This is a genomic window from Tepidanaerobacter syntrophicus (assembly GCF_001485475.2).
GTDB classification, from domain to species: domain Bacteria; phylum Bacillota; class Thermosediminibacteria; order Thermosediminibacterales; family Tepidanaerobacteraceae; genus Tepidanaerobacter; species Tepidanaerobacter syntrophicus.
In genome coordinates, this window is the sequence record NZ_DF976999.1 from 92501 (window position 1) to 112703 (window position 20203).

At 44.6% G+C, this 20203-nt stretch carries 22 protein-coding genes (1 of these 22 only partly in view); 1 reads left to right on the top strand and 21 read right to left on the bottom strand.

Features of this window, described 5'->3' with window-relative positions; all coding sequences use genetic code 11:
• The 9 genes from TSYNT_RS01350 to TSYNT_RS01390 form a co-directional block, all read right to left on the bottom strand.
• Window positions 1–1557, bottom strand: the 5' portion of a protein-coding gene (locus TSYNT_RS01350) for a recombinase family protein (RefSeq protein ID WP_059031382.1). Its footprint begins 12 nt before the window's first position; 1557 of the gene's 1569 nt are visible here — the first part of the coding sequence; the start codon lies at window positions 1555–1557; its stop codon lies beyond the left edge, outside the window.
• Window positions 1520–2011, bottom strand: coding sequence for a recombinase family protein (locus TSYNT_RS01355; protein ID WP_083497596.1), 492 nt, complete (start codon window positions 2009–2011; stop codon window positions 1520–1522). Before TSYNT_RS01355 ends, TSYNT_RS01350 begins: the two co-directional genes overlap by 38 nt.
• Window positions 1975–3543, bottom strand: a complete 1569-nt coding sequence (locus TSYNT_RS01360) for a recombinase family protein (RefSeq protein WP_059031383.1) — start codon at window positions 3541–3543, stop codon at window positions 1975–1977. Before TSYNT_RS01360 ends, TSYNT_RS01355 begins: the two co-directional genes overlap by 37 nt.
• A gap of 61 nt (window positions 3544–3604) precedes the next feature.
• A complete protein-coding gene (locus tag TSYNT_RS01365) occupies window positions 3605–3823 on the bottom strand; it encodes an SHOCT domain-containing protein (protein ID WP_059031384.1) in 219 nt (72 codons plus the stop codon).
• Window positions 3824–3876: 53 nt separating this feature from the next.
• The gene (locus tag TSYNT_RS12025; protein ID WP_059031385.1) at window positions 3877–4881 is read right to left on the bottom strand and encodes an N-acetylmuramoyl-L-alanine amidase; all 1005 of its coding nucleotides are present in this window, start codon (window positions 4879–4881) and stop codon (window positions 3877–3879) included.
• A complete protein-coding gene (locus TSYNT_RS01375) occupies window positions 4878–5297 on the bottom strand; it encodes a phage holin family protein (RefSeq protein WP_059031386.1) in 420 nt (139 codons plus the stop codon). The genes TSYNT_RS12025 and TSYNT_RS01375 overlap by 4 nt, the downstream gene beginning before the upstream one ends.
• 87 nt (window positions 5298–5384) lie before the next feature.
• Window positions 5385–7823, bottom strand: a complete 2439-nt coding sequence (locus TSYNT_RS01380) for a glycosyl hydrolase family 18 protein (RefSeq protein WP_420340974.1) — start codon at window positions 7821–7823, stop codon at window positions 5385–5387.
• A gap of 26 nt (window positions 7824–7849) precedes the next feature.
• Window positions 7850–8425 (bottom strand): hypothetical protein, encoded by a 576-nt coding sequence (locus TSYNT_RS01385; RefSeq protein WP_059031388.1) that lies wholly within the window; start codon window positions 8423–8425, stop codon window positions 7850–7852.
• Between the two features lie 239 nt (window positions 8426–8664).
• The gene (locus tag TSYNT_RS01390) at window positions 8665–9705 is read right to left on the bottom strand and encodes an IS6 family transposase (RefSeq protein ID WP_059031389.1); all 1041 of its coding nucleotides are present in this window, start codon (window positions 9703–9705) and stop codon (window positions 8665–8667) included.
• A gap of 123 nt (window positions 9706–9828) precedes the next feature.
• On the opposite strand from TSYNT_RS01390, the gene erm reads away from it, so the two are divergent.
• Window positions 9829–10617: a 23S ribosomal RNA methyltransferase Erm gene (gene erm, locus TSYNT_RS01395; RefSeq protein WP_059031390.1), complete on the top strand. Its 789-nt coding sequence runs from the start codon at window positions 9829–9831 to the stop codon at window positions 10615–10617.
• A gap of 13 nt (window positions 10618–10630) precedes the next feature.
• On the opposite strand, the gene TSYNT_RS12075 is transcribed toward erm, so the two are convergent.
• The 12 genes from TSYNT_RS12075 to TSYNT_RS01455 are packed head-to-tail and all read right to left on the bottom strand — an operon-like array spanning window position 10631 to window position 20198.
• A complete protein-coding gene (locus tag TSYNT_RS12075) occupies window positions 10631–10825 on the bottom strand; it encodes a hypothetical protein (RefSeq protein ID WP_083497597.1) in 195 nt (64 codons plus the stop codon).
• Window positions 10826–10835: 10 nt separating this feature from the next.
• Window positions 10836–13358, bottom strand: a complete 2523-nt coding sequence (locus tag TSYNT_RS01405) for a phage tail spike protein (protein WP_059031391.1) — start codon at window positions 13356–13358, stop codon at window positions 10836–10838.
• 4 nt (window positions 13359–13362) lie between these two features.
• Window positions 13363–14136: a distal tail protein Dit gene (locus tag TSYNT_RS01410; RefSeq protein WP_059031392.1), complete on the bottom strand. Its 774-nt coding sequence runs from the start codon at window positions 14134–14136 to the stop codon at window positions 13363–13365.
• A gap of 13 nt (window positions 14137–14149) precedes the next feature.
• Entirely contained in the window at window positions 14150–16336 is a 2187-nt protein-coding gene (locus TSYNT_RS01415) for a phage tail protein (RefSeq protein WP_059031393.1), read from the bottom strand.
• Window positions 16337–16363: 27 nt separating this feature from the next.
• Window positions 16364–16555, bottom strand: coding sequence for a hypothetical protein (locus TSYNT_RS12095; protein ID WP_003520671.1), 192 nt, complete (start codon window positions 16553–16555; stop codon window positions 16364–16366).
• On the bottom strand, window positions 16552–16935 hold the full coding sequence (locus tag TSYNT_RS01425; RefSeq protein ID WP_059031686.1) for a hypothetical protein: 384 nt from the start codon (window positions 16933–16935) through the stop codon (window positions 16552–16554). Before TSYNT_RS01425 ends, TSYNT_RS12095 begins: the two co-directional genes overlap by 4 nt.
• Window positions 16935–17534 (bottom strand): major tail protein, encoded by a 600-nt coding sequence (locus TSYNT_RS01430; RefSeq protein WP_004464008.1) that lies wholly within the window; start codon window positions 17532–17534, stop codon window positions 16935–16937. Before TSYNT_RS01430 ends, TSYNT_RS01425 begins: the two co-directional genes overlap by 1 nt.
• Window positions 17535–17539: 5 nt before the next feature.
• On the bottom strand, window positions 17540–17884 hold the full coding sequence (locus TSYNT_RS01435) for a hypothetical protein (protein WP_059031394.1): 345 nt from the start codon (window positions 17882–17884) through the stop codon (window positions 17540–17542).
• The gene (locus TSYNT_RS01440) at window positions 17881–18312 is read right to left on the bottom strand and encodes an HK97-gp10 family putative phage morphogenesis protein (RefSeq protein WP_003516027.1); all 432 of its coding nucleotides are present in this window, start codon (window positions 18310–18312) and stop codon (window positions 17881–17883) included. Before TSYNT_RS01440 ends, TSYNT_RS01435 begins: the two co-directional genes overlap by 4 nt.
• A 16-nt stretch (window positions 18313–18328) precedes the next feature.
• Window positions 18329–18664: a head-tail adaptor protein gene (locus TSYNT_RS01445; RefSeq protein ID WP_003516026.1), complete on the bottom strand. Its 336-nt coding sequence runs from the start codon at window positions 18662–18664 to the stop codon at window positions 18329–18331.
• A 2-nt stretch (window positions 18665–18666) separates the two neighbouring features.
• Window positions 18667–18975, bottom strand: coding sequence for a head-tail connector protein (locus TSYNT_RS01450; protein ID WP_059031395.1), 309 nt, complete (start codon window positions 18973–18975; stop codon window positions 18667–18669).
• Between the two features lie 20 nt (window positions 18976–18995).
• Window positions 18996–20198, bottom strand: coding sequence for a phage major capsid protein (locus TSYNT_RS01455; protein WP_013297316.1), 1203 nt, complete (start codon window positions 20196–20198; stop codon window positions 18996–18998).
• Window positions 20199–20203 lie beyond the last annotated feature (5 nt).

Sequence of the window (20203 nt, forward strand, 5' to 3'; positions counted from 1 at the left end):
TTCTATTTCTAACCCCGACTTAAACTCTACCACTAACCTGTCATCATATACAATTGCTTTTTCAACTAGTTTTCTAACCAGTTTATCATCAAATTCCGTAATACCACCGGTTTGCATATTAAGAAAGTCCGTCATCTCAGCGATCCGATCCCGCTTATCTTGGCGAAGAGCGTTTTTTGAAAGGGTTTCTTGCCTCAAATCCCGTAACCGATAAATCTCATTGACAATATTATCGTATGTTTCATTTGAATTTGCCTTTTGGATCAACTCGGTTTGGAGTTCTTCCAGCCTTTTATCAATATCTGCCGTACTCTCATCCAAATCCGCGCTTAGTACGGTTTCAATATTCTTCTTCAGTATGGCCAGAAAAGAGTTTTTTCCACTTACCGCTACATTGATGGCTTCTACAATTTTCTCTTTAAGCGTATCTTCAAGTATAGTGGAAGCGGTACAAAACAAACCTGTGTTTTCCAATCTGCTGATGCATCTCCATACGATTGATTTCTTTCCTCGGTTATTCCAATGAACCCTGCGGAATATTTCATGACAGTTGCCGCAGAAGACCATCTGTGATAAAGGATGATTATTACTATAGTTTCTTTTCTTTCCGTTCTTACTTATATGCACACATCTTCTTTTAACAAGCTGTTCCTGAACCTGCATAAAAATTTCACGCGAGATTATAGGCTCATGGCTGTTTTCAACATAGTATTGTGGAACTATACCGTTATTGGGTACCCTTTTCTTTGATAAAAAATCTACTGTATAGGTTTTCTGTAACAGCGCATCACCGATATATTTTTCATTCCTCAAAATCTTGTTGATGGTGCTGGTATGCCATCTGGGATTGCCTGCACCCGTCAGAATTCCGTCAGCCTCCAAACCCCTAGCTATCTGTAGCATACTGGAACCTTCAAGATATTCTCTGTAAATGCGTTTGACGATCTCAGCTTCTTCAGGTACGATAACTAAATTGCCATCCTTATCCTTTGTATAGCCAAGAAACCGGTTGTGATTGATATGGATTTTTCCTTGCTGATATCGGTACTGAATACCCAGTTTTACATTCTGGCTTAACGATTGGCTTTCTTGCTGCGCCAAAGATGCCATAATGGTCAGCAGGATTTCCCCTTTGGAATCCAATGTGTTTATATTTTCCTTTTCAAAGTAAACCGGAATATTTTTTTCTTTAAGCTGCCTTATGTACTTTAGGCAGTCCAGCGTATTTCTTGCAAACCGGCTGATAGATTTTGTAATTATCATATCGATTTTACCCTGCATGCATTCTTCTATCATCCGGTTAAACTCTTCACGCTTTTTTGTGTTGGTTCCGGTAATACCTTCATCTGCAAATATACCGGCTAACTCCCATTCTGGATTGCTTTTAATGTAATTTGTATAATGCTCGATTTGCGCTTCATAACTGGTTGCCTGCTCCTCGCTGTCCGTAGAAACACGACAGTAAGCTGCTACCCGAAGCTTAGGCAATTCCTCGGCCTTTGCACTATTCCCGATTCGCTTACGGGCGGGAATTACCGTAACATTCCTGGTTGTCATCTAAAATCACCTCGCTCTTAATAAGACTATAAGCATACTCTGCCTGCTGAAATGGATCATCGTATAGATTATCTGGCATTGAAGCATGAAACCTAAAATTTAAGATTTTCTTTTCATTTCCTTTATGTTCATAAATCCTACCAAGCTCCTCTGCTCGCCTGCGTCTTTCCAGTTGTGCTTTTTCGAATGTGTCCTTGCTGATAATTGGCGGATAGAATTTGTACTCAACATACCGTTTATCTGCCAGCATTCTTGCAACAGATGTATGGTAACGCTTAATACCCGCTTTTTGGGCTGCTTCGGTTAAAGAAAGCCCGGAAAGATAAGCCTCAAATAGTTTCTCAATCTTAACTGCTTCCTCTTCATTAACGACAGCCCTGCCGTTTTGAATGATATATCCAAAAGGTATATGGCTCATCATTTCATCAACCTTTCCCTTAATTTCAACCCGCATTTCATTTTGAAACCTATTTCCTCCTGTGAAAATACTATGATTTCTTCAATAAAATCCTCAAATATTTCACTATCAAATGCATTAATCTGCTTTTCAGCTTTCGTTGCAAATTTTAGAAGTTTTTCTACCTCAACAAGAGTAGTCATGCTCCCATCGATTGTGCGTTTTATGGCTTCTTTTTGCTCTTTTAATAAAGCCGCTTCTTTATGCAGCTCATTTTTCTGTGTATTAAAAAGAGCGGGTTCCAGGTATCCCTTGGCCATAAGTCCCATAATTACCTGAACCCGCTCTGTATTTTCTTTGATTTTTGTTTCCAGTTCTTGAATCTTCGCTAGATTATCTGAGTAATTTGTTTTCTTTAAGCTTTGCAGCAATGGCCTTAGAATGAACTTATGTCCGAAAATAAGCTTATTGATCATTACAACAAAGGCCTGATGGATTGCATCCTCTCTTATAAACTTCATGGAACAGCTTGATGCGTCCTTTATATGCTTTGTGCAGCACCAGGCAATATATTTACGGTTACCGCTGCCATGAATTCGACGCTTAAAATTGCTGCCACATTCTGCGCATTTGATTTTTCCTGAGAACAGGTAGCGTTGTTGATACTTACTGCTTCCCTTGATCACACCTTTTTCTTTTCCTCTTTGCCTTAAAATCTCTTGGGCAGCTTCAAATTCCTCATGGGATATAATGGCTTCATGATGATCTTTTATCATGTATTGATCTTTTTCCCCATGATTATAATGCCGCTTAAAATTCTCATCTGTATAGGTTTTTTGCAGAAGAACATCCCCAGTATATTTTTCATTGCTTAAAATGCCGCGGATAGTTGTCGCTGTCCAGTGTGAACCTCTCTTTGTTGGGATTTTGTCCGAATTTAGCCCATCTGCAATTTTCTGTGTGCCTTTACCGTCCAAAGCCTCGGAAAAAATCCGCTTTACGATTTCAGCCTGTTCTTTATTGATAAATAGCTTTCCATCCACATAATCGTAACCATAGGGAGGATACGAAATTTTGTATGTTCCGTTTTGGAACCTACGTCTGATAGACCACTTACTATTTTCTGCAATGGATAAGGATTCGTTTTCTGCAAGACTGCTCAAAATTGTCAGCACTAATTCACCATCCATGCGCTGCGTATTTATATTCTCTTTCTCGAAATAGATGAAAACACCGAGATCGGTAAGTTTTCGCACCATCTCAATGCAGTCGGTTGTGTTTCTGGCAAATCTGCTGACTGACTTGGTTATAATAAAGTCAATTTTTTTGTTTTCGCAATCTGCAAGCAGTCTCAAAAGTCCAGTTCGGTTTTCCTTTTTTGTGCCTGATATGCCTTCATCATAATAAATCCCTGCAAATTCCCAATCAGGATTTGCTTTTATATAGGATTCATAATGGTCCTTTTGTGCTTCCAGGCTTGCCATTTGCTCATCACTGTCTGTTGAAACCCTGCAATAAGCCGCTACCCTCACCTTTGGCTTGAAAGCTTGGAGAGCATTGTTTCCATCAATCCTTGTTACCTTTCTCACTGTTTTCACCTCCTTTGGGCATGTGACATGTTACCTCTGTGTGCCGCTAATAGCAAGCCAATTAGGCCATAAGCTGTGCATACATCGGCGAGAAAGTTTTGCGGTTCAACTTGTCGATTTTGTTGAATTCTTCTTCTGAAATCAGTCCCGCCTTAAGCATCTTTTGCAGGATTTTATATGCCCGCCAGTAATCAACCTCTCTTTGAATTTCCTCCTGTGTTATCTTTGAATAGTTCGTTTCCTGCGGGTTATATGGTAAATGATTAGCCGCCTCTATCATTCAAGCACCTCCTATAAAAACTTAGGACAGCCGCGATTGGCTGTCCTTTATCGTTATTCCGGCAATTTCAGAACTTGTCCGGGGTAAATAGTATCTGAAGTCAGACCATTGAGTTTCTTAATCTCCGGATATCTTGTTCCTCTACCGAGTTCTTTTTCCGCTATTCTCCATAAGGTATCGCCTTTTTGCACTGTATAGGTTCTATTGCCCTTGTTATCAGGAATGCTGTTTACAATTACAAGGTTTTCTTTTGCTACCCAAGTGTTTATGCCTGCAATCTCTTGACCGCCGGATTTCTTAACCTTTTTGCCAAGCAAAACACATTCTTTGCCGCCTTTTATGACCGGCTTGCCTTTGTATAAAGTCTGTGTGACCCTGTGGTAATAGTCATTTTTGACCCACGTTGGAACTTCCACACTGCCGGGGTAGTAATTCTTTACACTGACCTTAAACTCCACTATATCGCCAATTCCAATATCCGTATTGTTATCTGTGTTGTTCTCCAGTACTTTTTTCACTGCTTTGCGGAAGGTGTCCATACTCTCCCCATGCTTTGGGAACCAATGCATCACATCAGCATGATTGCTGGCAATACCGAGCTTATATCCTTCGGAGTGGCAGATGATATCATTCTCATCAAGACCGTACTCTCTGCAGAGCATAACGCAGAGTTCAACAGCATTCTGCCATGCTTTGCGGAAATAATCTTCCTGCTTTGCTGCATCATAACCCACCATCACCGCCCCGGATTTATACGAAAACCCAGCAGGCTCACAGATTTCAAAGCCAATATGGGTATTGTTGGCTGCTCCTCCCGCATGCCACCCGCGATGATCCCAAGGCAAGTATTGCCAAACCTCTTTATCGTCTACAAAAGCGTGAACACATACCTGCCTGTTTATTTCACCGGCTTTGTAAGATTTGTTCCAACGGGAAAACCACTCAGCCGCCATTACACCCGGCACAGCTGTCGAATGTACCATGATTCCTTTAGGCGTGATTTTTCGACCAGCTGTATAGCAATCGTTTCGCGTCATGTATTTAGTAAAAAGCTTCATTTCTTTTCATCCTCCTCATTTGAGCGGCCATGCAGTTGTTCCAATGCGTTCTTCAGCTTTTCAGGAATGGGCAGTCCTATATGTGCTGCATTCTCAAGAATTGAAACTCCTTCATTACTTAGGTAAAAGAAAATCACTGCTGTCCGAATTGCCCCGCCATTGCCGAGCACCTGGCTGTCGATGATGTGTCCTACTCCTACAAGTACAAAAATAAGCACTTTCTTAAAGATGCCCTTGGCCCCGACTTCACTCGAAAGCTTTCTGTCTACAACGGCACACATCACTCCGGTCACATAGTCAATGGCTACAAAAGCGATGAGTGCATATAAAAATCCATCCAGCCCTCCAAGAAACCAGCCAAGAAATCCGCCAATAGCAGTAAAAACCGCCTGTACCCAGTTCCATACTGTTTTCATTCTCTTAAACCTCCGTTCAACTTGAGTTTTGCATATAAAAAAGCGCCCTGCCTTAAAGCAAAGCGCTGAATAAATAAAACTTCTAAACTATATTTGCTTCGGAAGCGCCTCCCACAGCCGCATATCCTCCTGCCCAAGCGACCAGATGGCTATACCTCGCAGTTTCCACCGATAAGCCGCTTCATTTGCCCAGTAAACAAGGCTGTCTACATCCTGATAATACAGAATAGAAAAACCATCTGCATCTCCGAGGAAGAGACGGGATATCCAGATATTGATGTCTTTCGGTATAATCTTTACTTCATAGTCATTACCGCAGGAAAGCGTCAAAAGCTGTGAGTGGAAAAAATCATAGTCCATCGAAATGTCCTCATTGCGAGTTATCGATTCCTCCACATCGCCATTTACTGAAAACACCTGAAATTCATCATCCCACGTGACACCAGTGCGAGCAAGCCTGCCAAAGCTGGTTATAGTTCCATCCGGAAGTTCCACATCAAAACGCTCGTATGGTTCATATACCCATGCATCGCCCAGTCTCAGTAGCTCGCATACCGTACGGTTGTCCGAGCAGTACCCTGCATAACCACTACCACCGATTACATTCACTGTGAAACGCAGGGTTGAAGCTGCACCAGAATATACTCTTACTTTATTGCCGCGTTTTCGCATCTCTATAGTATACATATTCGGATTAGCACGAAGATCGGCATCTGCAGTTTTTGAGAAACTGGTGGAGTAGCTACCAAGCAAGGAATTACCTTGATAAATCTCGACTCTTTGCGTGTCATAGTTTAAGCAGCAGAAAATATCGCCAAGGAATACCCCAGCCCGCCCGCTGCTATTTTGAGGGAAGGCCAGCCTTGCCCGGATATGAATATCGGAAAATCCGTCGTATTTCCATGCAAGTTTTCCATATCCCTCAAGCTGGGAATATGGACGACTTTCTGTGCTATCTGGGTCCTGCCAAACATCCCATTCGCCATCCAGCACAGTCCAGTAGCTTTCAGGCAAGATGTTCCTGTCCCGAAAATCCTCATACCAAATAAGCGCCGAGTCGGGTTTTCTTCGCAACATTTCAAATGTCAGTTTAAAACCTCGATCCGGCTCAACCATCACACCATTTACATCCTTGAACCGACGAGGAGAGAGCATAAAGCTGGCTTCACCGGCAAAGGGATACTCCGAAAATCCACTGCAAACCCTAAAACCGTAAAACTGGACTCCCGGCACACCACCGCTTATGCTGACAGCATGCGTTCCCTCTTGGAGAAATACACCTTTTGCAAGTGTCAACCAGCAAACTCTTCTCCAGTATGGCCACCATAAACGGTTCTCGCTGAAAGTCTTTGATTCACCATCAAGGGAAACGATAATCGCATTTTTGTCCCAGTAAGGAAAGCAAAGCTGTACTGCAATATCGTAATATCCCGCTTCTCTTATCTCAAAACGGTACTCTGCTGACGCCTGGTCATCTCCAAGTGAGGCCATCTCCTCAGTAATAATGACATTTCCTTCGTATTCATCCGGAACTCCGTTCCTGTCAATATAAATGGTTCCGAACTCCGCTTTCTGCTCCTTGCCATAGCTTGTCAAATATCTTCGCCTGTTATAAACACCTTTTAGCAGCGGATATTCCCAGGATATAGCATCCCACCCTTCCATATAGTCATATACATGAGGAAGAGCCCAAGGTACTTTGTTATAGTCATCCCAGTAAGCCACAATTGGAATAAACGGCTGGGGCGGTGCATCGCCTGTGAAATTGTAAACCCCAGTCATCCAGTATTTTGCCGCATAGTAGGTATTAGACACTCCTCGATAGGTTATTCCAAGGTTTTCAGGTGTATCATGAATCCTCCAGTTCCAGCCATAAGCAGGCAACCCCATGAATATTTTGTCCGGTGACATAACGGAAACAGCATAATCATATATGCCCTCAAGCCAGTCACGAGGAGATACTGGGCCGGGAGCAGAACCCGCCCATGCCATGCCATAGCTCATAATGGCGGCAGTATCGCAATAGTCGTTAAGATCGGCATAAACACACCAGTTTTCACCGCCCACCGAGCCTTGAACGCCGGTCATACCAGGCAGGCAGATGTTGACAAGCTTTGTTGCATCATAAGACTTAACTGTATTGTATATATCACTAAATAGTGCATTCGCCGCATCCTTGTTTTCATAACCTCCACCGCGCTCAAGGTCAATATCTACCCCAGCGCACCATGGATACTTGTTCATTATTCGGATGATTTCAGTGAGAAACTTATCCTTTGCACCGTTTTCGTTGTTGCGAAGTGCAGTAAAAATATTGGCTATTCCATGATTCATAATTGTGAGCAGCCACTTAATATGAGGCCATTTCTGAATATACGGAAGCATGCTGCTGATGCTGGTACCGGTTTCAGTGATTGTACCTGTTGCGTCAACCTCAAAAGTAAAAATGCCTACCGTATCAAAGCGGTCGCCGTAGTCTCTAAGTGCTTCATACATTCGGGCATTACCCATAAAACTCCACACCATGCAACGTTTGCCTTTTAAGAAATCCCTCACAACCGGTCACCGCCTTCCTGCATCTCCTGAAATTCAAAGAGCACCCGCGCCGATTTTCTCTCTTCCAGCTTCACTGTATGTTTGCTGTCCCATGCCGCAGAATATTGATAAAACCCATCCTTAGGAGTCTGACTTCCGTTTTTAAGGCATTGTCGGGTGGAAGCCTTGAGCGCCAGCTCATCGCCTGCATTAACCGGGTCAAGAAACTTTACCTTATGCGCACCCATACCTTGGGATAGTTCAATACTCCCTGCGGCCATATCCTGTATAGGATAGATATAGCAGTCAAGACCAGCAGAAGTTTTGCCAAGGTTGAATAAGACTACAGTCTCCGCTGTTCGCACCACACCGTTATAATGCCGGGGCGGAACTGGCTGCCCATTTTCCTGCATCTTCGTAAGCATTTTACTCGTGTGGACGGTGTAGCCTGTCAATTGATCTCCTTCCTGAAGCTGCAGGTCGGTGAAATAGATTGATCCGGTGCAGTCGGAAATCTTAAGCGTCACAGTAACGCCCACCACATGCTTATTGCTTTTTGGTTGTATGGTTTCTGCAAACCTTGAAAACTGCATATTTTTTCCTCCATACTATTTGACAAACATAGGCATCAATGCTAAAATATAATTTGATTTTATATTTGGAGGCTAGTATACACCTATGTATGGTATTTTTCGTATTCGTAAATAAGGGTGCACTGAACGAAAGATAGCTCATAGCAGCGTCTTTGTTTTTGTGCACCTTTTTTCGATTACGAAAAACGGGCTTTGTAAAGTAAACATGAAAGATTAAGAAGGGAAATCAGCCAATTGCTTCAAGCGACGAGGAAAAGCTTGCGTTTGCTTCTGGCAGAAAGGTTTAGGCCCGCAACTTGTGCTGGGGTCAGACCGTCAAGAGCGGAATGAGGGCGGACAAAATTGTAAAAGAAGAGAAAAACCGCGATAAGATTGTTGGCGGAATCGAACGAGGCAAATCCCTGTTTGGTTTTGTACCACGCCTTGAATTGCTTGTTAAAGCATTCGATCAGGTTGTTGGTAATATCATCGCTGAAGCTCTGGACCCGGATATGTTTCACGCCAAGCACTGCTTTTACAGGAACTTTGTAAGCACTGTAGCGGTCGGTGACGATGGCTCCGGGTTTACCGAGATGTTTAACGGAATTAAGTAAGGAAAACGCCTGAGGGCTGTCCCTGTGCCTGGAAAGGTGGAAGCTGAGAACAAAGCGGGTTTCGCTGTCCACAATTAACCAGAGGTAATACTTCATGCCTCGGATTTTTACTACAGTTTCGTCCGCGTGCCATTCGTCGGAGTTGAAATTGAGCGTTGGCATCAGTTCAAGCGCGATGTTTTGAAACAAAGGCGCGAATTTCGTACACCAGTTACTGATAGTAGTGTGGGAAACCTGAATATTCATGACAGTACGCAGAATCAAAGCAATATTACGGAAAGAGTTTTTTCCCAGATAAAACATCGACAGTGCCGTCAGGATAACATGCACTGGATAACGCATCCGCTTGAAATCTGTTTTCCCGGACAGCTTCGACATGGAAGGTGCCGTAACGGCAGCCGGTTTCGGCACAAAAATGGAATGGCCGCACTTCTTGTCGCAGCATTGGTAGTTTGAGTAGTATTTGTGGTCATGGTGAAGGAACATGGCTTTTCCGCAGACAGGGCAAGTCGGATAAGGACGCACGCGCGGCCTTCCGGGTTTGTCAGCCGCATGGGCATCCGGCGCAAATTGATGCCCGCATACACGGCAAAGATATTTCTGGTTTCCATATTTATCTTTGCCATAACGATAAAAGTTTTGATGGTTGTTGCATTTCGGACAGCAAATCTGGTATGATTTTGTCATGAGGACTCGTCTCCTTTCGGGAGTACATTGTTTTGTGTCAAAACCATTGTACCAGAAGGGCTGACGAGTCCTCAACTTTCATTTAACTTTACAATACGGAAAAACGAAAGAGGTGTATTTTTTATGCCCCAAAATAGAAAAAAAGGGACAACTCCTCCCATTTGGGTATCTCAAAACTTTATGACGAGTTACAAAATCATCAACAGAATTATTCGCAGAACAACCCTTAACAGGGATGATCATGTTATTGAAATTGGCCCGGGAAAGGGTCATATAACAGGAATCTTGATTCAAAAATGCCGGAAAGTTTCGGCAATCGAAATCGACGGCCGTTTATATAATAAATTGACAGCAAAATTCAAGGACGTCAAAAATATCCGTATATATCATCAGGACTTTATGAAGTGGAAGCTTCCTAAATTTGAAAATTATAAGGTTTTTTCAAACATCCCCTTTTGCTTCACTACGGATATTATGCGAAAATTGACGGAATGCAAAAACGCACCTTCTGAAGCATGGCTTACCATGGAAAAAGGCGCAGCCAAACGTTTTATGGGTAAGCCTTCAGAATCATTGCATTCCCTGCTTATAAAGCCCAGGTTTGATTTGGATATTGCTTACTATTTCATCAGGGAAGATTTTCATCCCAAACCGGGCGTTGATGTAGTACTTCTTCATCTTAAGAAAAAGAGTCCGCCGGATATCCCCGCAAATCAGTGGTTTGCCTATGAACAATTTGTTTCAAAGGCACTAAAATATGGATTCCGCAGTCTTTTTACAAGCAAGCAATTATCTAGGGCATTCCGTCAGGCTGGTGTGCAAAATAAAAATATTACTCCTGCAGAGGTTCTTTATGTTCAATGGCTTTGCCTTTTCCGATGCTACTGGGAGCATGTGCTAGGCAGAAAATGATTTTAGTGGCTCATTACCCGTCCAATGTCCACCGGATCTCGCACACATGCGCGACCCATCCGGTGGAAACCGAGCCGCCTTGAAGCAATAAATCCGTAAAGTAAACTGTGCCGGTGCAGTCAGTGACGCACAGCCTGATGGTGATAGACTTGACTCTGCTGATACTTTTGGGAGAAATACTGTGTGCAATCTGATTGAAATATGCCATATCATCACCCTCAAATCAGGTCTATAAACCTTGTTTCCGTTGAACCGTCCTCGTATTCAATGACTATCTCAACACCAACTTGGCCGTTTTCGCCCTTTTCAAGGTTTTCGGAAGCAATCTGCGCTGAAAATGTATAACTTTTACGTGTTGCTGGGTATACCGTCTGTGACAGACTCTTTGTCATACCAGGTATACCAACAGCCTTGAAGGAAGCCGTTCCCGAAACGCCGTTTTCGGTAACCACCTCAAAGCCGGAATTGACCCAGTAGGCAAAACCATCATCCGCTCTGGAATTGCGCAGATGGTTGAATGGTACCATATCTTTAATTTCCTGACGGTTTATCAACTCTGCTGAGGACAGTGCATCCGCTGCCTTGTCCCACTGTGCTGAAGAATCGCCGAGTTCCCGCAGTTTAGTTGAAAGCTCGATCACTGTTTTCCAAGGCTCCTGCAAGTTGTACTGCCTACGCACAACACGTGTCTTTACCAAAAGGCCTAGTTCTTTATCGTCCACTGTAACAATATCACCCAGTTTCCATGCTTCGTGCTCATAACCGGTTAGCGCAGATAAATCCATTGCAGACAGTACATAAGAAACGCGAGGCTTCGAATATTCTGCAAGCCGCATTTTTGCATATTCCAGCATCTGATACGGATTTGTAAACGACGAACAATCAAGCGTCGACACCCTCACTTCACTGGAAAAAGTGTAATCTTCCACGTATTCCTTACCTCCATTAATTGAAGCGAAGGTCAATCCGTCCTTTCCATAAGCATAGAGCCTTGTCACTAATTCACGTGTATCGACTACCCGCTGAATACTTTTCAAATTCTTTCTATATGAAAAAAGCGCTCCGCTGTCGGTACCACTAAAAGTCAAAAGGTGTACCTGGCGGTTGGCGCTGTCAAACACCAGATCGCCGCCATAAATATTCTGTACGGTGCGAAGGATGGATAAGGCATTTTTTTCTGTACACTGCCATGTTCTCTTCGTGCTAACAGTAACATTTCCTACTGTCCAGCCTGTACCCAAAAGTGCATATTGCATCGGAACATCTGCAGTATCTGCATTGAATTCCCTAGGTACTTTTTCCGCACTGAAAGACAGATCATAAAACACCGCTTCAGCATATACTTGCGTAATAACACGCCCATCTTCACCTTTATTATCCGTTAAGGTACGGATCCGGTAAATGTCATTTACGATTTGCACTTGTTTTTCATTTTCCAGTGTGCTTCTTTTTGGATCATGGAACGGAAGCTTGAATTCCAGCGTATCCGCACCATTCACCTCACCAGTGACAATGATATCAAAGGCATTTTCAAGAACAGCTTCCCATGCTCCGTTTTTGTCCAAAATCACAGGACGGGCAAAGCCTAACTTCTCATATGGCGCTTTCGGTATGTCATGAAGCTGTATTTCCAGAAGTTTTGGCGTCCTCAACGGATCGCTGCTGGTAAGGGTAACACGGAACCTGATATATTGCCGATTTGGCGATTGAAGTTCACCGCTGGTTCCCACAGCCTGCCATGCAGACCATTCTTCAAGATCATCGCTTGTGCTGGTCTCTACTAGAGACACTGAAGTAACACCTGCAGTATATTCGCTTGTCACAGCTACACGACCGCTGCCCGATAATGCACATGGAACCGCCCTTGTATAAAGTACGCCACTTGCAGGATACTCGCCATCTGTTGCTTTAAGGGTGACTGCGCCAGGCTCTGCCAAAGCATCTACATCCGAAGCCGCATCCCCACCGTTTGCATGCAAAGACGACTTAAAATATAACAGCAAATCATCAGCTGTAAGCTGTGAGTCCGTTTCCAGAAACCAGTCGTCGAAGCCTCCGGCATAGTAGTAGGTATTTGCATGCATCCCCATAATAATGTCTGCTATACATTCCCGATTCAGCTCTCCCGAAAAGGAACGCACAGGCGACACCCAGGTTGCCCCGTCGCTGCGATCGCATATGATGTTCTGTACCTTTTTGTTGCTTACTTCAATGATGGAGGCGATAAAATACCAGCCGCCATTTTTCAAGGTAATGGTAGCCGTTTCACTCTGGTCGTAGATTAGTGTGCCGGAGGAGTTATACAACATAAGCCTAAGTCTCCCTTGATAAAGTGAAACATAAAAAATTGGCTGACCGGGTCCTTGGCGGGTATTGAATATGGGTATATATGTCTGGCCGACCGAATAGGTGGTAGGATTAATCCAACCTCCTACAACAATCTTTTCGCCCAGATTGCTAAAGAAACTCCCATCATTTTCTGCTATAAGATGGGTCTTTTCAGAAGTCGGGTTAACGATGTTTTGCCTGAAGTATCTTCCGAATCTTCCAGCAATAAGGTTTGCTGATGTCCCTGACCAGCCGGAGATGGTAAAATGTCTGCCATGTCCCGATGAATCCATAAGCTGAAGATTTTCGTCTGGTGTTTTTTCATTAAATCGCCATAAAGCAGACGTCCTTGATGTTACAGGAAACTCACCGGTAAAATCCTCTTGGCTCGTTAGAATTGATTTTATCGCCATGTTATCACCTCCATCTGCTTTTTGCCTGTATTTTTAACTCAGTAAAGGTCGCGTTTTCTGCGGCAATCTCAATATGATTAACACCTTTCCTGAGAATTGGAAAATTCAGATCCTGCAGGCTGGGAAGGCCATTTCTCAAGGTTCCGCCTGTTTCATCAATAACCTTAGCTGTTACCATGCCGGAGTCGACAATCAGAGTTTCACCTTCAGATAATGAGCCAACAATTCTCAATTCCTCGTCGTTCGTAATAAGCGAAATATAGCTTGATGAAGACGTTGATATCAAACCCTTCAAGAGATAAACCGGATTGGAATCCGCATTTCCTTTAACCCTCTCCAACTCATGCAGGCCTGTTTCAGAAAGAACAAATATCTCATCTTCCAACGCATAAGCATACGGGTCGGGACAAACAAACCGAAGTTCAAAGCTGCCCGCTGTCCGCAGTATCCGCTCACAGTCAACCGCTTCTGATAAGCGAGCTATGAAATATCGGTCGGGCAAATCATCTAGAACAAGTTGTTTAAGCCCGTTTTCCGGATTTAACCATTCAGCAACATTATCAAGAACCGATACAAGCTCGGCAAAACTGCGCTGGGGAAGCACACTGCAGCTAATTATTATGTTTCGTTCTGATATGTCGCAGCCAAAATCTGCAATACCTGCTTTGCCCGGCACAGTTTCAAAGGAATTGCGCAGGGCAGGGGAGACCTGCCATTTGGTAAGTCTTGCTCGTATTTTCATACTTTGCGACGATATTCCATTGTAGATAAATCCCATATGCTTCCCTCCATTATGCTGTTATAAAACGTCCCTGCGCCCTTGAACCTGTCTGCATCAGGTTATATAACTCCTGTGAAATCCTACGTATGTCTTCTTCACCACGAACAATCATCTGCTGCACCACAACAAGCGGCCCAGAAGCTAAACCGCTAAATCCACCTCGTCCACTTACATTAATGTCAGGAGATATATTAAAATCTGTCGGCACTGCATTTTGCATATCGTCCGCCACTCTGGCCATAGCCTTGTCAAATCCCTCACCAATACCCAGTGCCATATTGCCGCCAATACCTTCAAAAACAGTGGACGGAGATCTGATTCCAAGAAAATTCTTTACTCCATCAACAATACCGGAAAAGAAACCGGAAACCTTATCCTTAATCCAGCTACCAAGGCTCTTAATACCTTCCCATATGCCTTTTACAATGTTCTTACCGATCTCAACCACCGAAACAACCGCCTTACCCAAACCTTCAATTATAGCCGCAATAATCTGAGGTAAGGACTTTACTAATTCTGGAATGGCTTTCACAAGCCCGGCAGCAAGCTGTACGATAAGCGTAATTCCTAATTCTATGATCTTCGGCATGTTGTTCGTCACAAATTCAATGATTGTTGTAATTATCCTCGGCAGTGCTTCAATTAGTTCTGGCAATGCATTTAAAAGTCCCTGCGCCAGTCCCTGAATCAATGTAAAAGCAGCTTCAAGGATTTTGTCCATATTATCCAGCAGCCCTTGCACAATGGTGATCACTGCTTGAACTGCTGCTGGAATTAGCTCCGGTAATGCTTCTCCAAGCCCCATTACCAACGCTGTGATTAGCTGCACCGCTGCATCAATGAGTAAAGGTAGGTTATCAATGAGTGCTCCGACAATGGTCATGACCGCATCTACTGCTGCTGGAATCAGCTCCGGCAGCAGGCTCAAGAGAGTTTGAAGCACCTGAGAGAACAATTCAGTTACAGTTTGCAACAGCACGGGAAGCAGATCTTTGACTGCTGAGATAATCGCACCGGTTGCCTCCGGCAGAGCGGCCACTATATTTTCCAAAACCGGTATGATATTTTTAACTACAGCCTGAAAGGCATCCACAAGATTTTGTGTTAGGTTCGTCATATCAGCGTTCGCATTGCCAAGTCCTGCTATAAACGAACTTAGAGAGGCTTGTAAAAGACCAATAGAACCGCTGATGGTCTGGGTAGACTCTCTTGCGAAGTTGCCAGCATACTGTTCGGTTTTTTCAAAAAACATCTGCATGGCGATCTCGGCCTTTTCGGCATTGGTTGCGCTATTCCAGGCAAAATCCAGCCCTTTTGCAAGAGCATAAGCTTCGATGGTAGTGGCGTTCATGGCGACACCCAGATTATCCATCATGGTGAAGTTACCCTTGGCTGCGCCAGCGATGGATTCCATGGCAGTCTGCATGTCAATGCCCATAACCGAAGCCATATCTGCCGCCCGTTGCATGGCCTTCTCAGTAAGCTCCAGACTTTTTTGCTGATCGACACCAGCACCCTGAAACAGTGCGCCCATTTTGTTGGCGGTGGCAAGGTACTCGGATTGGGACAAGCCCAGATTCTTGTAGGCTTCTTCTCCCGTTTTTTGGATACGTGCAGCATATTCTCCAAACACAGCTTCAGAACCGCCAAGGTTCTGCTCAAGCTCACCAAACTGCTCCACGACCTCTTTTCCCAGCTTGATGGCAGCCGCGCCCGCTGCGGCCGCTGCAGCACCCATAGCCGCGCCAACACCTTTAAGAACGCTGCCCAGCTTCTCAAATTTCGAGCTGGATTTTTCGGCATTGTCTCCACTTTCCTTCAATTCGTCCCCAAGTTCATCTGCACTTTCAGCAGACTGTTCGAGTTCGCGCTCCATTTTGTTCAGCTCGGCTTTGGCGTTGTTGAGCTGTATCTGCCAGGACTGCGTCCGCTTGTCGGTTTCTCCGAAAGATGAGGCGGCATTGGCAAGGGCTTTCTCCAAAGTAGCTATTTTTTCTTTCTGCAATTCGATCTCTTTGTTAAGCACCTTGTTTCTTGCAGTAACAGCTTCAACTGACTTATCCTGCTTGTCGAACTGAGATGCGACCAGGTTCATTTCGCTACCCAGTACCTTAAAACTTTGGTTGATCTCACGAATGGCGTTTTTAAATTCCTTTTCGCCTTCAATCCCGATCTTCAGGCCAAAATTGTCTGCCACATAACCGCCTCCTTTCCTGCAAAATTTTTAAATTCCGTAAGGTATCACATCATCAATGGTAAGCATACGCTTTGGTTTCGCCAGCCCTAAAAACTGCTTATGGCACTCCCATAAATCAAGCAGGTACCCAATAGGCATTAGCCATACTTCATCCTCTGAACGGTTGAGCTGAACAGTACCGTAATATAGAAGCCGAGTGAACAATTCCTCATCGCTCACTCGGCCGGTGTGTTTTTTAAGTCATCCTCACTTTCAACGTTTCTTTTGGTACCCTTGAACATTGCTTCCATGATAGCGTCTTTATATGCTGCCAGTTCCAAGGGAGATGTGAGAAGTTCCACTGTCTCTTCAGTCAGGAGTTCACGCTTATCCTGATTTTTGAGGTTGTGTATCAAAATGCTCTGGTTAGCCAGCAGTGTAATCAGCCATACCACTTCGTCAAGAGCCATCTCGAAGTTCTCGGTTTTCATCAGTTTCGTGCCGAGGTTTTCAAGACCGCCGTACCTTTTTGCAATCTCCTTTGTCGCTTTAGTGGTTAGAATAAGCTGATATTCTTCATCGCCGATTTTGATAACTGCGCTTCTGTCATTATCCTGCATCATTCACTGCCTCCTCCCACAGCAAATACCGGCTCATAAACTTCCGTATACCAGCCGGTAATAGTTTCAGGCGATACACCGGGATCGTCTTCGCTGACCTCCGCCTTCCAAGGGTGCTTTCCCTGGCCATCTGGTTTGTTACGTCTCATGACTGTCCCTTCAATGGTGGGTGTCGAAAAGGTAATGCTATCACCTTTCGTTTGGAGATTTGTAGCCGGGATTCCGAATTTAACCCTGTAAAGCCAAAAATACCTGTACTTGCCGTTAGCTTTCTTGGCTCTAAAGCCGATTGCCACAGGCGCGCCACCATCCTCGCTGGTGGAAATCAGCACCTTATTGTCATCAAGGGTGGCTCCCGTCAAAACCTCAGCAGCGTCTACTCCGATATCTGCAACACCAAGAGTCAGTGTGCCGCTTTGAAATTCCTTGACCACTTCTGCCGCCCCGTCGTCGGCATAAAGTGTCGCCTCTGCGAGCTCGACAGAAAGTTCTGCCGTAATAGCCTTAGCCAGCGGAACAGGCGTGTCGTATGTCTCTTCTCCGTTTTCATTCTCAGTTATTTTGGCATAATATAACCTGTCCAGTCCGATTGTGGCCATGTTTTTCATTCCTCCTTTACTTCATACTCTTTTACCACATCAATGGCATAGTGGTGATAGCCGGTATCGTCCTCATGGCCTATATACCGCCTGTCGGTAATGGTAAAGCCTGCTTGAAGCAATGTGTTCACTATTTCGTTTTTACGGGCAGTGTAGTTTCCCTTGGTAAATAAAGACAACCTTACCTCCTGAGTTTCTACCTGAGGCCGGTTGTCTGCAAAAACTTCAAATGTATCTGTCATCGGAGTAATGACAAGGTACTCATCTGGCGGTACACCGCTAAATACCCCGGTTTCAATGGGGATACCCAAACCATCTAATAACGAGTTTAATTCTGACAATATGCTCATATACGACCCAGCTCCTGTTCCAGTCTTGACTTCATTACTTCGATGCAGGACTTCCTTGTAGCTGATTTTGCCGGTTTCAAAAAGGGCCTTGGAGGCTGCCCGGACTTGCCATACTCAATAATATTAGCAATCTTCGCATTGCTTTCCCCATCCTTCCTTGGTTCAGTAAAGCCGATTTTTATGTTGTGGTTTCCATCCCTGTCCTGTTTGGCAGGAGAAAGTCCCAAAGCATTTACCAATTCACCGGTTGCTCTGGACGGATATTTAGTGCCGCTCCCGATAACTGACTGAAGATTGGACTTTACTTTTGAAAGAACCACTTCCCCGCCTGCTTCCAGCACCTTAGGTATGATTTCGTCTGTTCTTTCTCCAAGTCTGGATAACTTGAGCAAGAACTCTTCCGGCATTTTAACTTCCACCTTAGCCACGTTGCAGCTCCCCCTTTTATGCTTTGCTTGATTTCACTTTTTCCGCAAGCACCTCAATATACATTCCGCGTCCCTTCACATCCTCTACACTGATAATGTTGTACCTGCCATCGCTGCAAACGAGTACAAGATCTGTGGTAACTTCCAGGTTAGGTATCTTACGGAAGCGGAACAGGGCAGACGCCTGCGAAAACGCCGCCCTGTTTGCCCATTTTTCACTGCCATGCCTATCTTCCTTGTATGCCCTTACCGAAGCAAGAATGACATCATCTTTTTCAGTAAAACCCTCACTATCCTTAACCGGCTTGACTGAGATAATGTCCACGAAAGTTTTCATTTTCCCAAGGCCCATATTTACACCTTCCAATCCCGGTCAAGCCACAACAAAAGGTTAACTGTATTCCATACCTGCTGTCCTGCCTGCACACTATCCCCAAAAAAGCCAGCCGTCGAGCCATCCCTGCTTTCATAAAAATGGCTCGACAGCATAATGACAGCCTGCTCAGTAGTAGGCAGCATTGGGTTTTCGGCATAATATCCTTCCGGCTTTTTCTGGTAACTTTCTGCATAGGCCACTGCGGCTTTGATATACTCTTGTAAAAGTGCGTCATCTTCGCTGTGCTGCAATATGAGGTTTGCTTTAACCTTCTCCAAAAGCTCCATGCCGCTGCCCTCCGTTTTCATTAAGCTGATTTCTGCTGCAGTATCTTGACTGCTTCAGACAGTACCAGCTTGCCATCTACACGCTGGGTTGCCATGAATCCTACCTGTCCGGTAGCAGCATACAGCTCATTGAGCCGCTTAAAAACCCTGCCTTGACGGTCTGCCACCCAGTAGTAGGAAAAATCACCAAATACAATTGTCTTTGCTCCGGCGGCAATGGCTGGCATAAATGCAGAAGTTTTAACTGGACGATTGAGGATAGTATCCGGTGTTCCAGCAGTTACAGAAGGCTGCCAGAGATACTGACCGTTGTTGTCTTTGAGCTTCCTTATAGCTTTAATTGTCGAATCATTCATAATGAATACAGCGTTCCTGCGGTACGGAGACTTTAGGCTGTAGAACAAGTCCATGATCTCGTCAAGGGTAATGGCTGTTGCACTCGCCGCAGTTACTCCTATCTCGCCACCGCCGTTATCTGCCAAGATACCGGTTGGCTTGCCAGATCCGTCGCCGATAAAAAATGCTTCCTCCTCTTTTGCTCCGATTCGGCGGGCGAATTCTTTGGCTATATACTGCTCAAGGTTAAATACACTGTCGTTTAACAATTCCTCTGACACCTTGATCATAGTAGCCAGCTTATATGCGCCGATGGATACCTGTGCAAAGGAGTCATCACTTTCCGGAATCTGACCTTCCTCATCCACCCAGGATGCAGTACCCTTGCTTGCCACCACAGGAATTTTCTTGTCGCCGCTGGACGTGGTAATAACATTGGCAATCTGCCTAAATATATTCTCCTCCTCCAGCGCTTCCACAAGAGTACGCTCAAAGTCGTCGGGGACAAGATATCCACCTTCGGTGTCCTCTCCAATCTGCAGCGCGTTATGCACGTCATATTTGCGCCTGCCGCGCATCATGTTCCAGAAAGACTGCCTGTACTCATCGCTGGCACGTCCGGTTTTCTCATTGTTGCCAGATATGGAAGTGGGTTTGTCTGTAATAGGAATATTCAACGGTTTTGACAGTTCCAAATCTATGGCAGCCTGACGCTCAAGACGTTCTATTTCTTTGCCCAGCGCAATAACGTCGGCTTCCATTTTTTCATAAGTCGCGGTATCCTCCGGTGAAAGCAGTCCGTCGTTCCCGCGTTTGCTGTCGAGGAAAGCTTTAGCAGCTTCCCATACTTTCGCGCGTTTTTCACGCAGTTCCAGTATTTTGCTCATAATCA